16 protein-coding genes (1 of these 16 cut by a window edge) are annotated in these 22,111 nt (G+C 42.7%); 9 read left to right on the forward strand and 7 right to left on the reverse strand.

Features of this window, described 5'->3' with window-relative positions:
• The first annotated feature begins 75 nt into the window (after positions 1 to 75).
• The 6 genes from DLM75_RS19200 to DLM75_RS19235 all read left to right on the forward strand — a co-directional run bounded on the left by DLM75_RS19200 (position 76) and on the right by DLM75_RS19235 (position 12,367).
• The gene (locus tag DLM75_RS19200) at positions 76 to 3,495 is read left to right on the forward strand and encodes an exodeoxyribonuclease V subunit gamma (RefSeq protein ID WP_118970108.1); all 3,420 of its coding nucleotides are present in this window, start codon (positions 76 to 78) and stop codon (positions 3,493 to 3,495) included.
• Positions 3,492 to 6,665 carry a UvrD-helicase domain-containing protein gene (locus DLM75_RS19205; RefSeq protein ID WP_118970150.1) on the forward strand — a complete coding sequence of 1,058 codons (3,174 nt, stop codon included), beginning with the start codon at positions 3,492 to 3,494 and terminating at the stop codon, positions 6,663 to 6,665. The genes DLM75_RS19200 and DLM75_RS19205 overlap by 4 nt, the downstream gene beginning before the upstream one ends.
• The gene (recD, locus tag DLM75_RS19210; RefSeq protein ID WP_118970149.1) at positions 6,665 to 8,524 is read left to right on the forward strand and encodes an exodeoxyribonuclease V subunit alpha; all 1,860 of its coding nucleotides are present in this window, start codon (positions 6,665 to 6,667) and stop codon (positions 8,522 to 8,524) included. Before DLM75_RS19205 ends, recD begins: the two co-directional genes overlap by 1 nt.
• A 1,136-nt stretch (positions 8,525 to 9,660) precedes the next feature.
• The gene (locus DLM75_RS19225; RefSeq protein ID WP_118970111.1) at positions 9,661 to 10,596 is read left to right on the forward strand and encodes an ABC transporter ATP-binding protein; all 936 of its coding nucleotides are present in this window, start codon (positions 9,661 to 9,663) and stop codon (positions 10,594 to 10,596) included.
• Positions 10,593 to 11,354 (forward strand): ABC transporter permease, encoded by a 762-nt coding sequence (locus tag DLM75_RS19230; protein WP_118970112.1) that lies wholly within the window; start codon positions 10,593 to 10,595, stop codon positions 11,352 to 11,354. The genes DLM75_RS19225 and DLM75_RS19230 overlap by 4 nt, the downstream gene beginning before the upstream one ends.
• Before the next feature lie 158 nt (positions 11,355 to 11,512).
• Positions 11,513 to 12,367 carry an SDR family NAD(P)-dependent oxidoreductase gene (locus DLM75_RS19235; RefSeq protein ID WP_118970113.1) on the forward strand — a complete coding sequence of 285 codons (855 nt, stop codon included), beginning with the start codon at positions 11,513 to 11,515 and terminating at the stop codon, positions 12,365 to 12,367.
• Positions 12,368 to 12,694: 327 nt separating this feature from the next.
• Here DLM75_RS19235 and DLM75_RS19240 read toward each other — a convergent pair whose 3' ends face one another.
• Positions 12,695 to 14,083, reverse strand: a complete 1,389-nt coding sequence (locus DLM75_RS19240; protein ID WP_118970114.1) for a flavin-containing monooxygenase — start codon at positions 14,081 to 14,083, stop codon at positions 12,695 to 12,697.
• Between the two features lie 139 nt (positions 14,084 to 14,222).
• On the opposite strand from DLM75_RS19240, the gene DLM75_RS19245 reads away from it, so the two are divergent.
• Together DLM75_RS19245 and DLM75_RS19250 are read left to right on the forward strand one after the other, a co-directional pair.
• The gene (locus DLM75_RS19245; protein ID WP_118970115.1) at positions 14,223 to 14,879 is read left to right on the forward strand and encodes a TetR/AcrR family transcriptional regulator; all 657 of its coding nucleotides are present in this window, start codon (positions 14,223 to 14,225) and stop codon (positions 14,877 to 14,879) included.
• Positions 14,880 to 15,174: 295 nt separating this feature from the next.
• Positions 15,175 to 15,612, forward strand: coding sequence for a carboxymuconolactone decarboxylase family protein (locus DLM75_RS19250; RefSeq protein ID WP_118970116.1), 438 nt, complete (start codon positions 15,175 to 15,177; stop codon positions 15,610 to 15,612).
• 437 nt (positions 15,613 to 16,049) lie between these two features.
• Here the strand turns inward: DLM75_RS19250 and DLM75_RS19255 are convergent, their stop codons facing one another.
• Both DLM75_RS19255 and DLM75_RS19260 read right to left on the reverse strand, forming a co-directional pair.
• Positions 16,050 to 17,546 carry an ABC-F family ATP-binding cassette domain-containing protein gene (locus tag DLM75_RS19255; protein ID WP_118970117.1) on the reverse strand — a complete coding sequence of 499 codons (1,497 nt, stop codon included), beginning with the start codon at positions 17,544 to 17,546 and terminating at the stop codon, positions 16,050 to 16,052.
• A gap of 59 nt (positions 17,547 to 17,605) precedes the next feature.
• A complete protein-coding gene (locus DLM75_RS19260; RefSeq protein ID WP_118970118.1) occupies positions 17,606 to 18,388 on the reverse strand; it encodes a helix-turn-helix transcriptional regulator in 783 nt (260 codons plus the stop codon).
• 132 nt (positions 18,389 to 18,520) lie between these two features.
• On the opposite strand from DLM75_RS19260, the gene DLM75_RS19265 reads away from it, so the two are divergent.
• Positions 18,521 to 19,198 carry a cupin domain-containing protein gene (locus DLM75_RS19265; RefSeq protein ID WP_147456665.1) on the forward strand — a complete coding sequence of 226 codons (678 nt, stop codon included), beginning with the start codon at positions 18,521 to 18,523 and terminating at the stop codon, positions 19,196 to 19,198.
• A 500-nt stretch (positions 19,199 to 19,698) separates the two neighbouring features.
• On the opposite strand, the gene DLM75_RS19270 is transcribed toward DLM75_RS19265, so the two are convergent.
• From DLM75_RS19270 to DLM75_RS19285, 4 genes are all read right to left on the reverse strand, one after another.
• Positions 19,699 to 20,064, reverse strand: a complete 366-nt coding sequence (locus DLM75_RS19270; RefSeq protein WP_118970151.1) for a DoxX family protein — start codon at positions 20,062 to 20,064, stop codon at positions 19,699 to 19,701.
• A 181-nt stretch (positions 20,065 to 20,245) separates the two neighbouring features.
• Positions 20,246 to 21,010 (reverse strand): DUF2182 domain-containing protein, encoded by a 765-nt coding sequence (locus DLM75_RS19275; protein ID WP_158586492.1) that lies wholly within the window; start codon positions 21,008 to 21,010, stop codon positions 20,246 to 20,248.
• Between the two features lie 37 nt (positions 21,011 to 21,047).
• Entirely contained in the window at positions 21,048 to 21,659 is a 612-nt protein-coding gene (locus DLM75_RS19280) for a DUF1326 domain-containing protein (protein ID WP_118970121.1), read from the reverse strand.
• An 87-nt stretch (positions 21,660 to 21,746) separates the two neighbouring features.
• Positions 21,747 to 22,111: the 3' end of an SDR family oxidoreductase gene (locus DLM75_RS19285; protein ID WP_118970122.1), read on the reverse strand. The gene runs 499 nt beyond the window's last position; 365 of the gene's 864 nt are visible here — the last part of the coding sequence; its start codon lies off the right edge, out of view — the gene reads right to left on this strand; it ends in the stop codon at positions 21,747 to 21,749.

The following is a 22,111-nucleotide window of genomic DNA, read 5'->3' on the forward strand; positions in this document are numbered from 1 at the left end:
AGATAAAATGTAATTACTTGCCATTTCGCTGAATTCTTGGAATGCTCGTAATTCAGAGATTCAAAGAGGAAACGTTTGTCAATCACGCATATCACAAGTCTATCGCTCGAGGATATCGCAGTCGAACTTTCAAAAAACATCCTTACGGAAAGGAAAAATTCACCCTTACGAGCTCCTGTGATCGTGATCCCAAGCACGAACATGAAACTCTGGTTGAATCTCAATCTTGCGCGGATCACCGGGCTAACAGCAAACATACGTTTTGTGTTCTTAGAAAAAGCTCTGGAAGAACTATATCTCAGAAGAGCCGGATTGGAATTCGATCCGTTTCATAGAACATTTCCGAGTCAAGAAGCGAATCAAAGAAAGATTCTTACCTATTTGATCGAAAACCGAAATCAAGAAAGGTTTCGTTTTTTAAATTCATTTCTACAGAGTATCCCCAGAGCGTTCTCGTTAAGCGCAAAATTGACTTCGCTTATCAAAGATTATGAACTGAATCGATCGAGTTGGATTTCTTCTTGGGCAAAAGAGAAAGGATTGGAAATTCCCTCAATCTCGCACCGCCCTTCTGCGTTTCCGAAGGAAGACAATTATTATCTTTTTCAAAAGCAACTCTATCAAGAAGTTTTTCTTGATTCGAAAGAACCGAGCACGTTCATTCAATTTCTTTTAAAAGAAGCGCAAAAAAATCCGAAGTATTCTCCGCCTGAATTTCCTTCCCTTCATCTATTCTGCCTGTCCAATCTTTCCGATACCTACTTGGGAATTTTAGAATCTCTTTCCAAGAGAGATCGGCTTCCAATCTATCTCTATCAATTTCATACCGGTGCAAAGAAGAATCATGATGATTCTTCCGGCCCGAAGAGTTGGTCCGATCCGCAAATTCATATCGCCTCGAGAATGGAAAGAATCGAAACGTACGCTTCGAAACAGATCGCAACGTCTCACAAATTTCCTCCGCGTCTAACAGCGCTTAGAGCGTTATTGGACGGGCGACAAAAAAAAGATGAACAAAGCCAAACAACTTCGGATACTTCCGTTCGTTTTTGGAACGCACCGTCCGCCTATCGCGAAATGGAGGCCGTTGCAAACGACATTCTTTATAAAATCCATCTCGATCCGAAGCTGACCTATCTGGATTTCGCGATACTCGTAACCGATATGAAATCCTATCGCCCTACCGTAGAATGGGTGTTAGACGGCGGAATTCTTTTACAAAGTTCTGAAAACGAAAAATCGATCGAACAGTTTCCGACTCGAAAAAAAATTCCATATTCTTTGACGGACATCAAAGCGAACGACGCGTCACTTTTGTATCGTGGACTGATCAATGTCTGGGAGCTTTGCTCCGGTCCAACGATCGAAAAGGAAAGCTTACTTCGATTGCTCAGAAATCCCCTCTTGCAGACAAAGCTAAGAATAGACTCTCAAACCGTACTGGATCTGGAAAAAACGATCAACTCTGCAGGGATCATCTACGAAGAGGAAGGAAGAGAAAACGATTCTTTTCAGATCTCGAACGGAATGAGAAGGATTCGTTTGTCATCGATCTTATCCAAGGAAACGGCTTGGACAAAATACAAAATTCCTCCGATCGAATCCGAATCGGATGACAACTCTTTTTATCTCTCCGCACTGTGGGAAACGATCTTGAGAATAAGAAAGAGCGTCCTATCCATCTACAAAAACGAAAACGCCGAATGGAACGAAGAATACTTTAAAATATTAAGATTTTCTTTAGAAGGTCTTTTCGAGTTTTCGGAAGAATACGAACAAGAGGCCAAACTCTTTTTCACTTGGCTGGAATCCCTGGAAGAATGGAAGGGCATCAGTCTAAAAAACGAAAAAGATGGAGTTGCGCTTCTAAAGTTCATTACGGAACAAACCTTCGATCAAATCCCCTATCGAAAAGGTTCGTATCTCACGGGCGGGGTCACTATCTCTCTTCTTCAACCGATGCGCCCGATCCCATTTAAACACATATACATTTTGGGATTAGGCGAAGGGAAGTTTCCGGGAAACAACGATCGTTCCCAGCTCAATCTCCGAAAAGATCTCAAAGAAGAATGGGATATTTCCCGAAGACAAATCCAGGAATCACTTTTATGGGAAACGATTCATTCCGCGAAAGAATCTCTGACCTTGAGTTATGTTGGAAAAAATCTTCAGGAAGACAAAACGTTCGAACCTTGTTCGCATCTTTTCGAAATCATGGAATCGTTCGGGGTTCAGGAAGCGACCAAAATTCCATTACATTCATATAGTATAAAATACGAACATACTCCGAAAGAGATGGAACTGGGTCTCGTAAGTTTCGATTTTGCAAGGACCTGGGTCAACATGGATCGAAGCGGACAAAAAATCGTAAGGAGATTCCAGAATCTAAACGAACTAAAAAAGGACGCAGTGTCCCCTCCTGTGAACGAAATCGACCTGAGGGAAATTTCGCAATTCCTCAGCGACCCGCTGGACACCTATCTCAAAAGAAAATTGGGGATGTATCTCGACGAAGAAGAATCGGCAGAAACCGAAGGTGAACCGTTCGACTTGGACGCGATCGCCGAAGCAAACATATTAAAAAAGATGCATGCTCTTATGATGCCGAGTCTCGTTTCCAAAGAGGCGTGGAATTGGAATCAGGAAACCATCTCAGTCGCGCTCGAACCCATTCTACAAAAAGAAAAACAATCCGCTCGTTTTCCGCAATCGGTATTTGGAAAGATACAAGAATCCGACTTGTTGCAATATCTAATTCTTACGAGCGACCTTCTTGCCTCTTGGAAACCGATCTTTCAAGGCGGGCAATACTATTCTTATCTGAGTTTGGGAGACACCGGTTTACCTGAAACACTTTGCAAAAAAATTCCGGAACTTTCGGTTCGACTACGATCGGGTAAAATGATAAGGATCAAAGGAGAATGGGAGCACGTCGTCGAAAAAGACGGAATTCTCTATTGGCTTTTCCCAAAAAGCCTCGAGGACAAACCGTCCGAAAACTATTACGGATACAAAGATTATTGGAAAGTTATGAGTTTTCCTTTTCTTACCGGAGTCGCCTTTTCAGCATTAGGTGAAGAATTCAAAATTTACTCCTTTAAGAGTCGCCCTTCGGAAGACGGAAAAAAGAAAAACTTTCTTCCGATCCAGTATCAACCGGAGGATTCGTCGTTCGGGAAAGAATACTTTCAAAAAATAACGGAACTCTATCTTCAAGACGACCCTGTTTTTTTTCCGAGAAAGGCGTTCCTTAGCTATTACGTAAAAAATATTCAGGGAAGCACCGGCAAAAAACAAACTCCGGACGACACTGCAAAATTCGACGATGAAGAAGGTTGGAAAAATTATCTCAAAGAAGAATTGGATACCGTCCGGGAAAGTCTTTCTTCACTGGTAAAACTTTATCGTCAGACTCAGGATCTCATATTGCGTTCGGAAATCCGTTGGGCGAAGGATTTTTACAAACCCTTTTTGGATTGGAAGAAGGATCTATGACCGGACAAAGTCGCCCATACAAGTTGAAGTCCAGCTTCGTGGAAGCCTCCGCAGGTACGGGAAAAACATACACGATCATGGAGATCGTCGGCGACTTGATTCAAGAGCATAAGATCCCTCTTACGAATATTCTGATTCTAACATATACCGAAAAGGCCGCGGGGGAATTAAAGGAAAGGCTTAGAAAAAAACTGCTCCAAGCCGGTCTCACGAAAGAGGCGAGAGAATTGGACCAGGTCACGATATCAACTATACACGGTTTTTGTAATATGATTCTTCAGGAATATCCGGTGGAAACGGGAACACCGTCCAACTGGATTTTGACGGACGCGAAAGATCGACTCAAAATCGCACTCTATCGGCTCCAGCATCAAGAATGGAAAGACTGGGTAGAACCGGACGAATTGGAACCTCTACTTTCCGAATCTGATTTTTTAGGAAACAAGGAGCAAATACTCGCGGCCGGCGCAAAACTACTAAGCGGAAAAAAATATCCGTATAACAATGATTATACGCCATGGTCTCCGGAAACATTCCTACAAAAAACGACTCTCATCGCAAAAGAAATGGTGGAAGAGGAATTCAAAAATGGAGAATGGCTGAGTTACGATCAGATGATTCTGAAAGTTAGAGATTCTTTAGATAATTCGATTCTGAAAAAAGCGCTTCAAGATCGATATCAGATCGGAATCTTAGATGAATTTCAGGACACGGATGCCGCACAGTATGAAATTTTTTCACAATTGTTTCTGGATGCGAATCGTAAGGAATCGGAGAGGGCTTTGTATCTTATCGGAGATCCGAAACAATCGATCTACGGTTTTCGCGGTGCGGATATCGGAACGTATTTGAGCGCTAAGAGAGAACTCAAAAGAATTCAAGCGGAAGAAATTCCCCTCGATGTAAACTACCGTTCCGTGCCGGAACTCATTCGAGGTTATAATGAAATATTCGGCGGAGAAAAAGGAGAACGAAGTTTTTTTCCGATTATTGAAAAGGGATTCGAATCGCAACCGATAGAATACACGAAAGTAAAACATCCGGAGAGCAACGGAAAGGTTCGACTTAGTCCGCAATTTAACGAAGGGCCGATTCGGATCGTCCGCTTTCAAGGAAGGGAAACTTGGAAAACCGATGACGCCCGATCCGCCTGGGCGCAATTCATCGCCGAAGAAATTCTCAAACTCGCTTCCGATCACAAAGGTTTCAAATATGAGGTTTATGAAGAATCAGCGGGAACGTTTCAGGAAAAAAAATTAAACTTTAAAGAAATCGCAATCTTAGTTAAAAGTAAGGCCGAAGGAAAACTCGTCGAACAAGCATTAAAGCTTCGAGGAATTCCTTGCTCTTTTTACAAACAGGAAGGAATTTATCAATCACCGGAATCGATTCAGATTCGTAATATATTAGAATGTCTTCTTGATCCGAACAAACCCTCTTCGTATCGAAAACTACTTTTAGGCGATTTGTTTCAGGTTCATCCGAATCATCTTTCGTACTTTGACGAACATTCCATCGATTCCTATGAAAAATCCGTATTGGACCGATGGAAAACTCTTGCGATGGATCGAAAGTTTGCGGAACTCTTTCGTTCGATCGAAGAAGATAGTAGAATTTTTCTTACCGAAGAAGACACGGACATTGCGTGGGAAAGGAAACGAACGAACTATCGACAAATTTTTCGAAAGCTTCTTCAATTTCAAATCGCCAATCAAGCCGGCCTTGAAGAAGTATTGGAAGAATTAAGAGAGCTACAAACCGAAAAAAGAAACGAAGAGGAGCTTCCGCTTTTCGAACGGGAAACGGAAAAGGATGCGGTTCAAATTCTTACGTTACACGCGTCGAAAGGTTTGGAATGGCCGATCGTCTTCTTATTCAATCTTTCCGGAAATTTCGTACCCGAAGTCTACGACTATCCTTTTGTGGAATCGGAAAATCGGAGATCTTGGAAATTGAGCCTCTGGGAAAACGAGGAAGAAAAGAAGATTAGTAAAGAAGAATATTCTTATCAAGCCCTCAATGAAAACAAACGGTTATTGTATGTCGGAATCACACGACCGAAAATCAGACTCTACCTTCCGTTCTTTACCCCTTTCAATAATTGGAAAACGAGGGACTCGGCTTATTATAAAATCCTTTTTCCAAGGCTTCAGGCGATTTTGGAAAACGAACCCGATCCGCAACTCTTTCATTCGATCTTATGGACTCCGCAGTCATTGGATCAAACGGATCGAGAGATCCGAACCTACGCGTCGCCGGAAGTTCGTTTTACTCCATTGATTTTCCGAGAATCCTATTCTCCGAAAACGATCTGGATTCACAGTTATTCTTCCTTAAAATCGAAAGCGGAAGTCGCGTTAGACGACGAATCTCTTTCGGTCCTTGAAGAAGGAACTTTTATAAAATCGGATGAGATCGAAGATTCTCCCTTAGAAACCGAAGACGCACTCCCTTCTTCAGCGGCGACAGGTTCATTTTTACATCTACTTTTGGAAGAATTGGATTTTTCTCTATTCAAAACAAACACTCCGCAGGAACTTCTAAACGACAAAAAGATCGCGTCCAGGCTTGAGTTTCATCTCGATCACTTTCAACTTTCTAAAACGAAACAGAAAAACACGGATTCGGATAAGGATCTCTATAAAAGAAGAACCTGCGAAATTCTCTGGAACTCTTTAAATGCGAGAATCTCCGGCCAAAACGGCGCTTCGTTTCGTTTATTAGAAATTACGAATGAAAGAAGAATTTCGGAAATGGATTTTCATTTAGACCTGGATCCGGAGCGTAGCGGGCCCGGAAATTTTTTGAAAGGATCCATCGATCTTGTATTCGAATTTGAAAATCGATTCTATCTCGCTGATTATAAATCCAACCTTCTGGAGGATTATTCCTTTGCTTCCTTGAAACGGAGTATCGAAAGTCCCGAAAGCAGATACGATCTCCAGAGGGACATTTACGCGATGATTCTTTTCGAATATCTCAAGAATCTTTTCGGAGAAGAAAAGGCGATCCAAAAAATGGGCGGAGTCTTTTACTTTTATCTCCGGGGAATGCGTGCAGGAGAAGAAAAAGGAATCTATTCCGACTTTGACTGGTCCGCAGAAAGATTAAACGAAATAAAAGATAACGTTCGTCTTCTGACAAATCGAAATTGGGAGGATTTTCTTTAATGGACGAACTCTTCCAGTCATGGACGGAAAAATTAAAGGAAGACATATTGCTTCTTTCCGAACTCGAATCAAACCAGAAAACGGGAACTAAACGTGCCGAAGCTGATTCAAAAGTTTTATTAGATATTTTGAATGAATTATGGAAGGCGGGGGAAGAGGGAAATCTTTGTATTCCAGTTCAAAAAGAATGGAAAACATTTCTTAAAACGAAGCCGCCCGCTCTTGTTTTGGAGAAAATCGGAAACGAAGAATGGGTGTATTTCGAGAAAACGTTCCGAACCAAAAGAGAACTTGAAATTCTTCTCCAAGAAATCATCCGAGATACGAGACAAATCGAATCGAACGTCGAAGAAGCCGAAAAATTTCTGAAAGCACTGGAAGCCAGAAGTTTCAATCTGAAAAAGGGTCAGGTGCGTTCGATTCTCTCCTGTCTTTCTTCGTCCTTTCAAATCGTAAGCGGCGGCCCGGGAACAGGAAAAACAACCGTAGTCGCCTTCTTATTAGAAATCTTGAATGAACTTGGAGAACTCCCTCCTACCGAGGAGATCGCACTCGTCGCGCCTACCGGAAGAGCGGCGCAAAGGATGACGGAGTCCATTCAGGAAAATTTAAAAAGAATATCGGGTACGGATCAAAATCAGTTTTTGAGGGGACAAACGATTCATGGTCTTCTTTCCTACAAACCCTCGTTAGGTGGATTCTATTACAACGCGGAGCGTTATCTTCCTCATCGGCTCATCATCGTGGACGAAGTCTCTATGGTGGATATATATCTTATGCTGTCCCTTTTTCAAGCATTGCCGAAAAATCATTCTTTCCGATTGATTCTTATCGGAGATCCAAATCAGCTTCCGTCCGTTGAGAAAGGCGCCGTATTAAGCGACTTCCTTTCCGTTTTGGAGTCGAAAAGCGGGAATTATATTTCCAAATTGGATGAGAGTAATCGTCAAAAAAGAAATTCAAAAGGTGAAGTTTCTAAGATAGTGACTCTCGCAGAAGAAATTCTAAGATACGAACCTGAAAACCTAAATCTCGGAACAAAGATCGACGACACTTTCCCAAAGACGAAAACGATCGGAGAACATTCTGAGTATGAAAGCCAGGTAGTCTGGCTACAAAGCGCTTCCAAATCGGATCCAAACACTTTAACACGCGATGAAGTTGTGGAACAACTCTGGGAAAAAATTTTCCTACCGCAAATATACAGAATCTCGTCTTGGAAGATCGAAGACGGAAAGGAATTTTCTGATCCCGATTTTATCAGCACGTTTCAAAACGAACTCGGCAGATTTCGTTGCCTTACCGTTTTTAGAAACGGATACTGGGGAGTCGAATCGATTCAAACGAAGATTATGAATCTTGCCGCGCAGGATCTTTATATTAGAAACACTTCCACTCCGTCTCAAAATTTATTTCCAAAACGTTTGGCAAAACGTCTCTATTTTATCGGGCTTCCGATTCTAATCACACAAAACGATAAGAGCAGAAAGTTATTCAACGGTGACATCGGAATCGTCCTCAGAATGGGGAACACCGGAGAACTTCGAGCCGTATTCCCGATCGACAATCGCCTCTATCCCTTCGCATTGGATACACTTCCCGTACATGAACCGGCCTTCGTGATGAGCATTCACAAAAGTCAAGGTTCGGAATATGATACTATTCTAATTTATCTTCCTGACAACGACGAATCTACGGACTCAAATTCTCATAAATTACTCAATCGACAGATTCTTTATACTGGAATAACTCGCGCTAAAAATCAGGTTATCTTGGCCGGAAATCCTAAAACTTGGGAATTCGGTATCGAAAATACACAAAGAAGAAACACGGGATTTCGAATGGAAGTGAATCGATGAGTTTCCATCGCTCGCAGATTCGCTTATAACAAAACGAAAATTTTTTATAATAAGATTACGAAATCTTCCCTTTGATTTAGGAAGGACCGTCATTCTTCTGCCCAAAAGTAGAAGAATCCTTCCCCTTTTTTTACTTTCCTTCATAGCGCGCATCGTTTCGCAGGTCCAATGCAAATCGCCGTCAGATTCGGCATCTTGGTCAAAGTCAGAGTTCTCGTTCTTAGAATGAATTCTTATCCAATTACAAAATAGATTCACTCGTAGATGATTGGGAATTTCAAGAAGGATTCAGGAAGAATCAACCTCAAATGCGAACTCAACTCCGCGCTTTGTCAAGACCGCGAGATTTCTTTCTTTCATGGGAGACGTTTGGAACCTCCACGTGCAACTCGAAGTTGTCAGACATTCGCACTGCAAATGAACGTACCGTTCCATGAATTCCAAAACGCCGATTCTCGTTTTCCCAAAGGAAGACTCCGTCTGAACTTTGAATGAGTATTCGGAAAACCGCAAACAGAAATCGGAAAAATCTAAAACAGCAGTCGCACGCTTTCTCGTAAAAAAAGAGAAAGCTCCGGAAATCACATTAGAAGAATGGAATGAATCGAATCTTCCTCAGTTTCACAATCAGAATCTGCTTGGCCACATTCATATTGGATTCGGATTTGAAACCAATCTAAATTCAAGATGCATCCGGTGAATATCACAAACAAACCACCCTCGCGAAGGATAAGAAATCACTTACCGAAAACCGGGACCGATTCTCGACTTCAAGTCCAACGCGATGTTTCGGGCGGATTTTCTTCTGTTTGAGCTTTAGTTTCGATTGTTCCTTGCGAGCCGAACCTTCAAAGTATTTGATAAGAATCGAATACTACTTTACGGAAAAGATCGCTTTGACTCTTCTATGCAGGCGCATTCGCCCGCCGATGCAAGGTGTTATCGATTTTCATGGGAAGGGCATTTGTTTTTTTTAGAGAGCCCAAGTTCGAATGAAGGCTTTGACTCTCCTTACGAGAGGAAACTCCGATTCTTTCTGAGTGTTCTTTCAAAATCCTGCTGGGCTGAAAAATAGGTTCCGCTATTTTAGGCATTCTATCCATTGTATTTTACAAGTCTAGAGAAGAATCAAGAATATGAAACGGCAGTCCTCCATTGTTTCCATCAATCATCTATCGAAGTCTTATTCGAACGGATTCCAAGCGCTGAAAGACGTTTCCTTGGAAATTCAAGAAGGCGAAATCATCGCGCTTCTCGGACCCAACGGAGCCGGAAAGACCACTCTCATTTCCATCATCTGCGGAATCGTAAATCCAAGCGAAGGTTCTGTTCATGTCGCAGGAAAAGACATCCTCAAGGATTTCCGTTATACTCGTTCCAAGATCGGATTGGTTCCTCAAGAATTGAGTGTTCACGCTTTTGAATCGGTTTGGGCGACGGTCAGCTTCACTCGCGGACTTTACGGGAAAGCGCCTAACCCGGGTTATATTGAAAAACTTCTGAAATCCTTGTCGCTTTGGGACAAAAAGGACAGTACGATAATCACACTTTCCGGCGGAATGAAACGAAGAGTCCTCATCGCTAAGGCGCTTTCACACGAACCCGCGGTTCTTTTTTTGGACGAACCGACTGCCGGCGTCGATGTGGAACTCAGAAAAGACATGTGGAATATCGTTCGGAATCTCCGGGAAAGCGGAGTTACGATCATTCTCACCACACACTACATCGAAGAAGCCGAAGAAATCGCGGATCGAATCGGAGTGATGAATAAGGGAGAATTGATCTTAGTAGAAGATAAGAAAATTCTAATGCAGAAACTCGGAAAAAAACAGATGATTTTGGATCTAAGCAAGAATCTCAAAAAAATTCCTTCTACCCTGAAAACCAAAGGTCTCGAGCTCTCCAAAAACGGACAACAACTCGTTTATACGTATGATTCTCACGCGAAACAGACTGGAATCTCGACTCTTCTTCAAGAATTAAAAAAAGCAAAGATCGAATTTCAAGACCTGAACACGACGCAGAGTTCATTGGAAGAAATTTTCGTTCAGTTAGTAAAGGAGTCAGAATGAATCTTCACGCGATCAAAGCCATTTATATTTTTGAAATGTCCAGAACATGGAGAACGCTCTTTCAGAGTATCGCGTCTCCTGTACTCTCCACATCTCTCTATTTCGTCGTTTTCGGTTCGGCGATCGGATCGAGAATTCAAAAAGTGGACGGCGTCGATTACGGTTCGTTTATCGTTCCCGGTCTGATCATGTTATCGTTATTAACGGAAAGTATATCGAATTCTTCTTTTGGAATTTACTTTCCTAAATTTACGGGAACTATCTACGAAATTCTTGCGGCTCCGATTTCGATGCTCGAAATCGTGATCGGATTTGTCGGCGCCGCCGCGACGAAGTCCGTGATTTTAGGTACGATTATGCTTGCGACGGCTTCCTTATTTGTTCCCGTGAGAATCGCTCATCCTTTTGTGATGGTTCTCTTTCTTCTATTAACTTCGATTTCTTTTAGCCTTTTCGGATTTATAATAGGGATCTGGGCGGATAATTTTGAAAAACTGCAGATCATTCCGATGTTGATCATCACACCTCTCGTCTTTCTAGGAGGAAGTTTTTATTCAGCAAGTATGTTACCTCCTTTTTGGCAAAAGGTAACCCTCTTCAATCCGGTGCTCTATCTCGTAAGCGGTTTTCGTTGGAGTTTTTATGAGATAGCGGACGTAAGCGTTGGCATCAGTTTAGGAATGGTTTCCGTGTTCTTATCCGTTTGTATGCTTTTGGTTTGGTGGATCTTCAAAACCGGTTATAAGATCAAAAAGTAAGGTAATAACATTCAAGATTTAGAATGTTATTTCTTTTTTTTGAGGAAAATAGTAAAATTCTTGATCGTTTTTTCCTTCCAGCTTTCCTACGATCTCGAAACTGAAGAATACGATTTCTCCTTTTTCGAAGTAATGCCTTCAAACGGAAGTGACCTTTTATGAAACGAAATCAGAATTCATTCTCCGGAAAAAAGGTGTTCCTTTCGGGAGGTTCATCGGGAATCGGCAGAGGCCTTGCGCTTGAGTTGGCCGGGCAAGGTGCGAGTGTCGTGATCTCTGCGAGAGGCAAAAACGCGCTTGAAAAAACCGTAAAAGAACTCAGAAGAATCGGACCGAATGACGCAGTCTATGACTTCGTAATCGCCGACGTATCGGACGTTGCACAAGTAAAGAAGGCGGCAAAAAAGGCAGTTGCGCTTCTAAACGGCTTGGATCTTCTCATATGTAACAGCGGTTATGCGAAAGTCGGTAAAGTGAACGATCTCGAAGAATCGGATTTCAGAAATTTGATGGATATCAACTTCTTCGGACACGTTCATGTGATTCGCGCATTTCAAGACCATTTTTTAAAACAAGGTTCGGGAGATATCGTTTTGGTTTCTTCCATGCTTGCCACTTTTTCGATCTACGGTTACGGTGCCTATTCCGCCAGTAAATTTGCGATCACCGGCTTTGCACAATCCCTTCGTCAGGAAATGATGCTTCACAATGTTCGTGTAAAAATTTTTCTTCCACCGACGACGGAAACTCCGGGTCTTATCAAAGAAAACGAAGACAAACCTGATCTTGTAAAAGAAATCGAAATGGGGTCCGCCCTGAACGCAGTTCATTCTGTGGAAAAGGTTTGCAAAGCTTTCATCCGCTGGCTTCCTAAACGGAACTTTATCGGTTACGCAACGTGGGATTCGTGGCTCCAGTATTTTTTAGTGAGACATTTTCCGGAGTGGACACTCCTTCTCGCGGACGGAGAACTGCGATCTGCCCAAAAAAGATTGGATCAAAAGAACTCCTAGCTTTAGATTATTAGAATTTTCTGATTTTAGAATATATTAACAGATAAAGCCGGATTGCCGAAGTAGTTTTGATCCGATAGTTGTTCGGCGTCAACCTGATCTCATTTTTGAAAGCGGTATCAAACGAGGCCTTCGATTGAAAATCGGAGTTAAAACCGATCTAAAGCAAGTTCTCTTTCACGATCGTATTCTAAGATCAACGTCGCAGTGGTAAGAGGAACGATCGAACCTCGAATCGATTCTTCTTTTGCGACCGACTCACCGAAAGAACAATTCGTAAAGGAGGCTCGTCCCCAAAAATCGGAATCAAACCTCCTCTAAAAAATTTTATTTAGAAGAAACGGGTTCTTGGGAAACCACCTTGGAATAAACCTTGTAGAGTGATTTTACCCCGCCCGGTGGTTTTCCGATATCGATCCCCGCTTTCAAAAGTTCCGTTTTCAATTCTTTTCGGAAAGCATGATAATCGACTTCCACCGCGTGACGTTGTCCTCCACCGAACGAAAAATGAGGATGTTCGATCTCGTATTTTATCGCCGCCTTTAGGTCCTTTGGTCTTTCATACTTTCCTAATATTTCCATACACGCGAGCTTAGCCTGATAGTCCGCCATGGGCCAAATACAACCGACCGGCTGAAAGAGTCCTATAAAATAGAGATTCTTATAATCGTTGTGCATCATCTTTCGAAAGAGGGGAATTTTTTCTTCGAATTGAAAATCGATAAACGACTTATCAAAGAACGGAAACGTCGTCCAAAATCCCGTGCAAGCGCAGATGATATCAAAACGTTCTCTCACTCCGTTTACAAACTCGACCTCCTTTCCGTGAAGCGCTTTGATCGCTGGTCGAGGTTTGATTCTTCCATGACGAATGAAATCTAAAAGATCCGAGTTCAACGTCGGGTGATGACTGAGAGCGAGGGTCGTGTTTTCCGGAAGACCGTAATTCTTATAAGGTCCTTGAAGAATGTGTAAAAGTTTGGTCAGAGTAAACTGTTTGATCTTTGCGGGAATCCAACTCGGAGTCAACGCGGCAAAAACATCCGAAGGCATTCCAAAGAGAAATTTCGGAAAGAACCACTGCGGACTTCTCATCGATAATTTCACGCTGTTCGCGACACGCGCGGACTCGACCGCGACATCGCACGCTGAATTACCGGCTCCGATCACAAGAACATCCTTACCTTTCCATTCGTTCGTCACTCCTTTGAAGTCATGGGAGTGGATGAATTTTCCGGTAAACTTTCCGGGATACTCCGGATATTTCGGATTCCAGTGATGACCGTTCGCAACCATCAGAACGTCGAAAATTTCCGTTTTCTTTTTTTTGGAAGCGTCTAGATAATCCACCTTCCAATTTCCGTCTTCCATTCTTGTGATTTTTTGAATCGTATGATTGAATCGAATTTTTTTATAAACTCCGAAGTGTTTCGAATAAGATTCGAAGTAGGCTTGTAGCTGTTTGTGATTCGGATATTCGGGATAATCGTCAGGCATCGGGTAGTCTTCGTATTCGGACCAGACCTTGGAACTGATGATATGCGTATTTTCGTAAACGCTGGAATGTCCCGTTTTGGAGTTGAAAACCCAATTCCCTCCGACCTTATCGTTTTTCTCAAATACGACCACGTCTAATCCGTATTGAACGCAGTTCTTCGCGGCAGTGATTCCGCTTGGTCCAGCACCGACTACGCAGACTTTGATATTCGGCTTCATCCGATTCTCCTTTGTTATACGAGAACATTCGTTGACGAATTCCTAAATCCAACAAATGTTACATTTTTCGAGAGATCTTAGTGATATAGCATTTGAGTGCAAGAAATTTTTAAACCCGAGTAAAAACTATAAATAACAGATGTTAGAGCTAAATCAGAAAACAAGATATCCAAATTCGAATCAAGGGAAAGTAACTCATCCGAGATCCAGAACCCCACTTCAAGAACGTTCTCAACAAAGAGTAGCGATCGTTTTAGAAACCGCGGAGAAGATTCTGGAAAAGATCGGTCCGGAAGAAACGTCTATTCCTGAGATCGCGAAAGTTTCGGGAGTACCAAGGGCGAGTATCTACCAATTTTTTCCGGACAAATACGCGCTTTTTACCCACCTCGCTGAAAAACATCTCGCAAAGGTAGGTGAGATCTTAGCCGTAAAAGGTGCGAAGAATTCTAAAATTCCTTGGGAAAAATTAGTAGGAGTTTTGGTAAACGCCGCCTCGGATTATTACGATTCTACTCCCGTCGCCAGCATACTCGTGTTAGGTGGCCCCTTCAGTCGAAACGCTTATTTAGCGCAGGAGATTACGATCGACCATATCGGCGCGGGAGTTCGTGTTCAACTCGCAAATCTGGATTCTCCTTTGATCCTTCCTAAAAAACCCGATGTTGCAACGCTCGGAGTAGAGATCGCCTTCGCTTGTATGAAAAGAGGTTATTATCTGGAGAATAAAATTTCGAAGATAATGAGAGAACAAGCCGTGAGTGCAGTCATCGCCTATTTTCAAAACTGGAAGTAGAATTGGTTACGGGAAACCGGTGATTCGTTTTCTAAGAATCAATCAAGTCGATTGACAAAATGAGAATAAAATCATTCTGTAAATTATCCCTTTACTCAAATTTTTGCTCTTTCGGATAAATCCTACGGTTGGAAACGAAGGAGTTCCTACTTTTTCTCATACAAAAAACAACCGTTCCCACGACCTCTTCCTCATGAGAAGATTCTCCTCTTTTTCGTGAGACCTCGATAAATTCTTACATTTCGTCACAAAATCCAAAGTGGCCGCGTCTTCCTTTTATAAATAAGGAGACAAAATGGAAACCAGATTGAATTACGCAAAAGTTTATCCTGAATCTTTACAAGCGATGTTGAAGATGGAGGACTTTGCGAAACAAGGTGGGATTGATCCGGTCCTCTACGAGCTGATTAAAATTCGTGCTTCCCAGATCAACGGTTGCGCGTATTGCATCGACATGCATACGAAAGATTTACGAGCGATGGGAGAAGCGGAAAAAAGAATCTATCTTTTGGACGCATGGAGAGAAGCAACATTCTATTCCGAGAAAGAGAAGGCCGCGCTGGAATTGACCGAAAAGATCACCAAAATTTCAGAAGAAGGGGTTCCTGAGGAAACGTATGAGAGAGTGAGAAAACACTTCGGAGAAAAAGAATTCGTGGCTCTGATCATCGTGATCAATACGATCAATTCCTGGAATCGAATCGCGATCTCGACGAGAATGCTCGCCTATTGAAAAATTCTTCTTTGAAAGAATTTTTCAAAATTCAAAAGAAAAGAAATCGAGTTGTGTGGTTCAAAAGGCAGGTCCTAAAACCTTCCTATCAAGGTTCGGATTTTCTAAGATGCGGGAACTCCCGCGAAAAAAAAAGTCCGGATCTTTGAACAAACAACAACGCACTTCGGAAGACACGATTCTTCCATCATTTGATGGAAAAAAGTAGGAACTCCTTCGTTTTCGGAATTCCGGCGACCGAATCTCACTTTGAAAACAAAAGGAATGCGGGAACTCCCGCAAAAAAAGAAAGTCCGGATCTTTGAATAAACGACAACGCACTTCGGAAGACCCGATTCTTCCATCATTCGATACAAAAAGTAGGAACTCCTTCGTTTTCGGAATTCCGGCGACCGAATCTCACTTTGAAAACAAAAGGAATGCGGGAACACCCCCGCTCAATATTCTTCGTCGGACCAACCTACATCGTTCAAGAAATCCTCATAAGAACCGTCGAAGATTCGAATCGTATCGTTATCAAAGACGATCAACTTTGTCGCGACCGCCCGAAGGTGCATTTCGTTGTGAGTCACCATGATCACGGAGCCTTCGAATTCGTCGATGGCTTCGATGAGAGAATCGCAAGACTGCATATCCAAGTGGTTCGTAGGCTCATCCAGATAAAGAAGATGACAAGGAGTCACGAGAATTTTTCCCAAAAGAACGCGGCTCTTTTCACCACCGGACAAGACCTTGATTTTTTTGAGTGCCTGATCTTCGGAAAACATAAGACCACCCGCGATGTTTCTCGCCTGCCATTCGGTGCAGGACTTATCGGAACTCATGATCTCTTCTACAACGGTTGCGTTCTCGTTTAAATTGAGTTTGTTGGTCTGACCGAAGTAACCTTCTTTGAGAATCGGATGTTTTTTCACCAATCCCCGAGAAGGAACGTTTTCTCCGGCGAACATCTTGAGTAGCGTGGACTTCCCTTTTCCGTTTTTCCCGATGATACAAATCCGATCTCGATTTCCGACGCTGATGGAAAAATTTTCGATCAAAAAAGGCTCCTTCCCATCGTAAGAAAACGAAAGATCTTCCGCCGAAAGCATCTGACTCGCGGCGAAAGGTGCGCTGTTGAAATACAATTCCATATCTTGAATTTGTTCCAGAGCTTTCATCTCGCCTTGTTTTTCCAACTTCTTTACGCGGGACTGAGTGCGGCTCGCAAAACTAGCTTTCGCTTTGAACTTCGCGATGAAGATCTCTTCTTGTTTTCTTTTTTTCGCCTCGTTCAAGCGGGTTTTTTCGTAGATCTCTTCGGCTTGGTTGATCTGATTGTAGAGTTTCTCCGTATCACCTTGGACCTTGATCGCCTTAGTTCTATGAATCGCTACGGTATGCGTGACAACCGCATCCATAAAACTTCTATCATGAGTTACTAATATGATTTCACCTTCCCATTCCCGAAGGAATTCTTCGAGCCAACGGATGGTAACAATGTCCAGATAGTTGTTCGGTTCGTCGAGCATGAGCATATCGGGAGCCGAGACGAGGAGTTTTGCGAGATTCATACGAATCTGATATCCTCCCGAAAACTCGGAAGGATTGCGTTCCATGTCCGCTTCCGAAAAACCGAGACCGGAAAGAATTTTCTCAACCTGCCAGGTTTCGTATTCTTCTCCCTCCGGAAGACCAAGAGCGCATTCTTCCAAAACTGTAGGTTTCGTAAAATGAAGATGCTGTTGGAGGTGACCGATCTTATAACCTTTCGGAACCGAGATGGTTCCGGAATCCGCTTCCACGTTCCCGAGAATCATCTGAAAGAGAGTGGATTTTCCGTGACCGTTCCGACCAACAAGACCGACCCTTTCTCCGCGATTGATCGTGAGACTAAGATCGTCAAAAAGAACTTTCGTAGTAAACGCCTTATTCAGGCCTGTAATTTTAATCATCTAAAGCCGTTTTTTTATCCCTTGCTTATCTGTCGAATTCAATCGGCTTCCCACATTTCCTATTTGGAAACCGTAACATACGTTTCAGAATCCAGAAACGTTTCCGAGATTTCCCTCATCGTATCTTTGGTAAAAGAATCCCGAGGCACCATGTGATACACTCTTACGGATTCGGCATTGACGTCGAAAGGATGACCTACGGTCAATTGCAGAAAATCGAAAGAAAGAATCCCATTCTTATGTTCGAATTGAAGAACCAAATCCGTAGTGTCCGAATCATCGAAATGGGTCCCCGTTTCTTTCTTAGAAACGACCTCTTCGGCTTCGCTAAGAATTTCCTGCATGAGTTTGCATGTAAGAAGACGCATCGAAAGAGATTCGTAATTATAAAGATAAGGACCGAATCCGGAAGGACCGAAAGCAATCTCGAAAATATTCTTTCCTTCGCAGTCAATCGGAAACCCGTTCAGACTTCGGAGAAGAAATTTCGTTCCTAAATTCGCGTTTAGAATTTTACCGTTTGCATCCGTGGAAAAGGCGGGATCCGGATTTAGATTCTGCGTCATCCTTTCTAAGATCGGAATCACCTTCGCGTCAGAAAAATTCGTATTTTCGAATTCGGGGGAAAAACCGCCTGCAAGTAAAAGTGCGTTCTTACGAGTCGAAGAAACCTTAAGAACGTCGCATAATTTAAGAATCACGTCCCTCCCCGGTTTGGAACGACCGGACTCCAAAAAACTCAAATGTTTTGTAGAGACTCCCGCTTCGACGGAGAGTTCCAATTGTGACATGGAGCTCGCGACCCTTAAAATACGCAGAATATTTCCGAAGGCTTTCGTCATAAAATTACCTCGAGGGAATTGCTAAACGCAGAAAAGCAAATTATCCTTACAAATATCCAATATCAAAAAGAAGCCGAATCCGATCAGCCTAATTTTATTCTCTCTTCTTTGCATATCGATTCACGAGGTACAATGAAAAAACGAACAGCCATTCTAACTTTATCCATGTTTCTCGCTTATATTCTAATCGGAAATTTTTTACATCGCTTTGCATTTGCCGAAGCCGAACCGGATCTTTCATTCTATCCCGCAAAGGGAGAAATGATTGAGAATCGCTTTGCGAACGAAAAGATCGTATTCGTAACACCCGGTCGGGATACGAACGGAAAATATTCCGAAAACGATTTGTATCTACAAGCCAAAGGTGCCGTACCCAAACCGCATAGACATGCAGATTTAGAAGAAACGTTCACGATCCTAAAGGGAAATCTCAGTTTGATCAAAGGAGACAAAAAATACGATCTGAAAGAAGGAGATTCGATCACGGTTCCGAAAGGAGAAGCGCATCATCCTGAAAATAAAAGCGACGCACTGGTAATCGTAAGAGTCAGGGCGACTCCCGCGGGCAAACACGACCTAATGCTTGCCCAAGTGCACGGCTTTTTTACCGAAAAAGAAACTCCAAGAGGCAAGGTAGAATGGATATTGCAAGCGATGCTTTACTCGGTATATTATGAAACCTATATGGCGGAACTTCCAATCGGATTTCAGAAATTTCTTTCCTTCTTAATCTCGCCGGTAGCAAGATTACTCGGATATAAGAGTTGGTATCCTGAATATTCTCTTAAATGGAAACAAAGCGCGGAATAAAAATAGTCGGCGGACAATGTTCGCAAAAATTCATAAAGTGACTTGGTTTCACTCAAAACGATCCGATTCGTTTCGATCCAGAAAAGCGAGATTGAAAATTTTTCGAATGTAAAAACCCTGAAAAGAAACAAGACCAAGGATGGAAAAGAAAAAAGGATCCAATCGAATTGCCAAAGAATTCCAAGACGTTTGGGCGTTCCCCCGCGGGCATATTCTTTCATTAGATTATTCTAAATATGGAATAGATCCACAAGCCACTCGACCGCGGGGTCGGGCTTCTCCAGGCTCCGCTTCGCTACGGCCCTGAACGGGCCGCTACCGCGCCTTTCGAATCCCTAACGCAAAGAAAAAAAGAAAAAACTTAGATTTGAAATTTTGAAAGAATCACGAAAAAGGAACCGAGCCGCACCTCCAAATGGAAAACGTGACGTGATCGTAACAGCGACTATCTTCAAGTCCGTTTTCAATCTATTTTTTGGAATGAAATTTTGTTGAAACGATCACTCGACGTCCTTCACGCTCCAGGCCCAAAAGATAAAGACGAGCTGAAAGGGAAGACGAACGTAAAGAGCCCAAACGGGAACACCGAAGTCCGTTCCGGAAAGCGCGGCCTGAAGCATATAGATATTTGCGGGAAGAACCGCGATCAAAAGCACAATAATTCCAAAACTCGCCAATCTTCGAAGAGGTTGTAAAAACAAAGCCAGACCCAGAACGATTTCAGCGATTCCGCTCACATAGTTCAAAAGGGAATGATAAGGAAGATAAGGAGGCATCATTCTCAAATAGAAAGGTGGATTGAGAAAATGATTGAGCCCGGCAAAAACGTAAAAGACTGCCATCGCATACAAAAGAATTTTTTTCATGAAATCTCCAATTGATGAAGAATTGTATCGATAAGAAAATAAAGGGAAGAGTTTTTTTAAGTCTAACAATAAAAAATAGATCCCATTCTCCCATTCCAGACGGATCGCAAACAACTCAAAAAGATTTCCGCATTTCTATCGATCTTCTGTAAATCGTGAACCGAAAACAAAACCAACGAGTTCACTTTTCTAAGAATGATTTCCCAATCAATAGAAACAAACCCCAACCGATCAAGACGAACCCTGTCGATTTTCGAATCGAAAATTTACCGTCGATCCATTTTTCCGCTAAGACTAAAGCGGTAAGACCGATCATCCAGGAAAGACTCATCACTCCTCCGACGAACATTAGAGCCATCAAAAGAAGACAACAACCCACGCAATAAACCCCTTGAGACCAACCCATCTGAAAGGCGCCTAACGCATCTTCCTTCCAAGAGGTGAGAAAAAAACCGAGAGGAGATTTACACTGAGAAAGACATTTGTCTTTGAGGCCGCTGAACTGAAAAATTCCGGTCGTAATCAAGAGCCCCGCGCTCCATTCCATGGAATAAAACGAGAGATTGGAAGAAATTAAATTCAACCTCAAAAGAAGAAACTGGAGCGCCGTTCCCAGAAGGCTATATCCCGCCCAAGCAGAAAGATAACCCAAGACGATATAAATTCCATTTCCGATTCCGAAAAAAGAAGCACCTCGGTTTTTACTTTGATCCATCTTCGTAAACAAAAGAACCGATTTCAAAAAGGAAGGAAGCATCATAGCGACCATCATCAAAACCCACATAGAAAGATTGAGAACGAACCAAGATAAAGAGAAAGTATCGGAATGTTTCCCGCAATGATCGCTTCCACCAGCATTCATCCAAGACATATCATACATCGCCATCCAAGAAACGAACGTTAGGAGCGACATCAGTCCCAAAAGAACGGTCTGCTCCAAATTCATACGAAGCCTAAAAATTCCGTCAAAGCATTTCATTTAACTAACCTTTCCATTGGAAGGGACCCAAAAAACCATTCTTACCTGAATTTTCCCAATCGAATTCATAATCTTTCACCGTCGCTTTTACGGTGATTCCGGGTGCAATCTTTTGCGCAACGTGAGCGACGTTATCGAACCAGACGGTTCTCCCGCGATGTCCACGGATCGATTCGAGTCGAACGTCCACGAGATTCGGAATCTTCAGTTCCCTCGTCTTATCCCCTTTGAGTTCGTATTGAATCGGAACTCTTTTCGCTCCTAAGAATTTCGTAGTAAGGGATTTCATAAACTCGGGAGCGCCGCCCATCTCACCCGAAAAAATGCGAAAGAGAGAATCGAGCTGTTCTTCGTTCGCACGTTCTTCTATATAAAGGCCCGTAGTCCAAGATACGTCCGCCATCCGACCCGGCGTAAAAACGAGCATCGCGACGTTCAGGTCGTCCAACTTCACGCCGGAACATTCTCCTTCTTGAATATGAAACGCGAGCATACTCTGACAGTGACCGTACGAAGGCTCCGCTTTGAAACCGCTCAAGAGACAAGGGCAAAAACTTTCACAGCTACAATGCTCGAAATAGTCCCCTTCCAAAAACCATCTTCTTTCCTGACCCATATTATCCTTCCTTTCCAAAATCCGTCTCTCCAGGAAAAAATCCTAAGCTTTCAAAAAACGGATTGTATATAAGTTTTTTATAAATTTCTAAACCGAATCCAAATTCTCTCGGAAGTAGTCTTCCAATCTTTGGGCTCCGTATTTCGGACCAATAACGTCTAACGTGTGTACAACGTTCCCAAAACGAAGAAATTGGAAGATTCTTTGATTGAAAGGTTGCAAAAATCGAATCAAGATTCGGTTCAAAAAGATCGGTATACGAAAAAGCCTTTGATCCTTTCCTGCGACTCGAAGAGCGAGTTCCGTAATCTCGTCTCTCGAGAAAATATCCGGACCACCGAGATTCATTTCTTCTAAATCGATTTTCAGGGCTTCCACGACCGCTCTTGCTACGTCCTTCTCGTGGATGGGATTGATTCTTACCTTTCCTTCCCCGAGGACGACTCCGATTC

Source organism: Leptospira stimsonii (assembly GCF_003545885.1).
Classification (GTDB): domain Bacteria; phylum Spirochaetota; class Leptospiria; order Leptospirales; family Leptospiraceae; genus Leptospira; species Leptospira stimsonii.

Coding starts and splice junctions, on each gene's coding strand:
- DLM75_RS19205 (WP_118970150.1), top strand. CDS start 3,492: ATGACCGGACAAAGTCGCCCATACAAGTTGAAGTCCAGCTTCGTGGAA.
- recD (WP_118970149.1), top strand. CDS start 6,665: ATGGACGAACTCTTCCAGTCATGGACGGAAAAATTAAAGGAAGACATA.
- DLM75_RS19225 (WP_118970111.1), top strand. CDS start 9,661: ATGAAACGGCAGTCCTCCATTGTTTCCATCAATCATCTATCGAAGTCT.
- DLM75_RS19230 (WP_118970112.1), top strand. CDS start 10,593: ATGAATCTTCACGCGATCAAAGCCATTTATATTTTTGAAATGTCCAGA.
- DLM75_RS19235 (WP_118970113.1), top strand. CDS start 11,513: ATGAAACGAAATCAGAATTCATTCTCCGGAAAAAAGGTGTTCCTTTCG.
- DLM75_RS19240 (WP_118970114.1), bottom strand. CDS start 14,083: ATGAAGCCGAATATCAAAGTCTGCGTAGTCGGTGCTGGACCAAGCGGA.
- DLM75_RS19245 (WP_118970115.1), top strand. CDS start 14,223: ATGTTAGAGCTAAATCAGAAAACAAGATATCCAAATTCGAATCAAGGG.
- DLM75_RS19250 (WP_118970116.1), top strand. CDS start 15,175: ATGGAAACCAGATTGAATTACGCAAAAGTTTATCCTGAATCTTTACAA.
- DLM75_RS19255 (WP_118970117.1), bottom strand. CDS start 17,546: ATGATTAAAATTACAGGCCTGAATAAGGCGTTTACTACGAAAGTTCTT.
- DLM75_RS19260 (WP_118970118.1), bottom strand. CDS start 18,388: ATGACGAAAGCCTTCGGAAATATTCTGCGTATTTTAAGGGTCGCGAGC.
- DLM75_RS19265 (WP_147456665.1), top strand. CDS start 18,521: ATGAAAAAACGAACAGCCATTCTAACTTTATCCATGTTTCTCGCTTAT.
- DLM75_RS19270 (WP_118970151.1), bottom strand. CDS start 20,064: ATGAAAAAAATTCTTTTGTATGCGATGGCAGTCTTTTACGTTTTTGCC.
- DLM75_RS19275 (WP_158586492.1), bottom strand. CDS start 21,010: ATGAATTTGGAGCAGACCGTTCTTTTGGGACTGATGTCGCTCCTAACG.
- DLM75_RS19280 (WP_118970121.1), bottom strand. CDS start 21,659: ATGGGTCAGGAAAGAAGATGGTTTTTGGAAGGGGACTATTTCGAGCAT.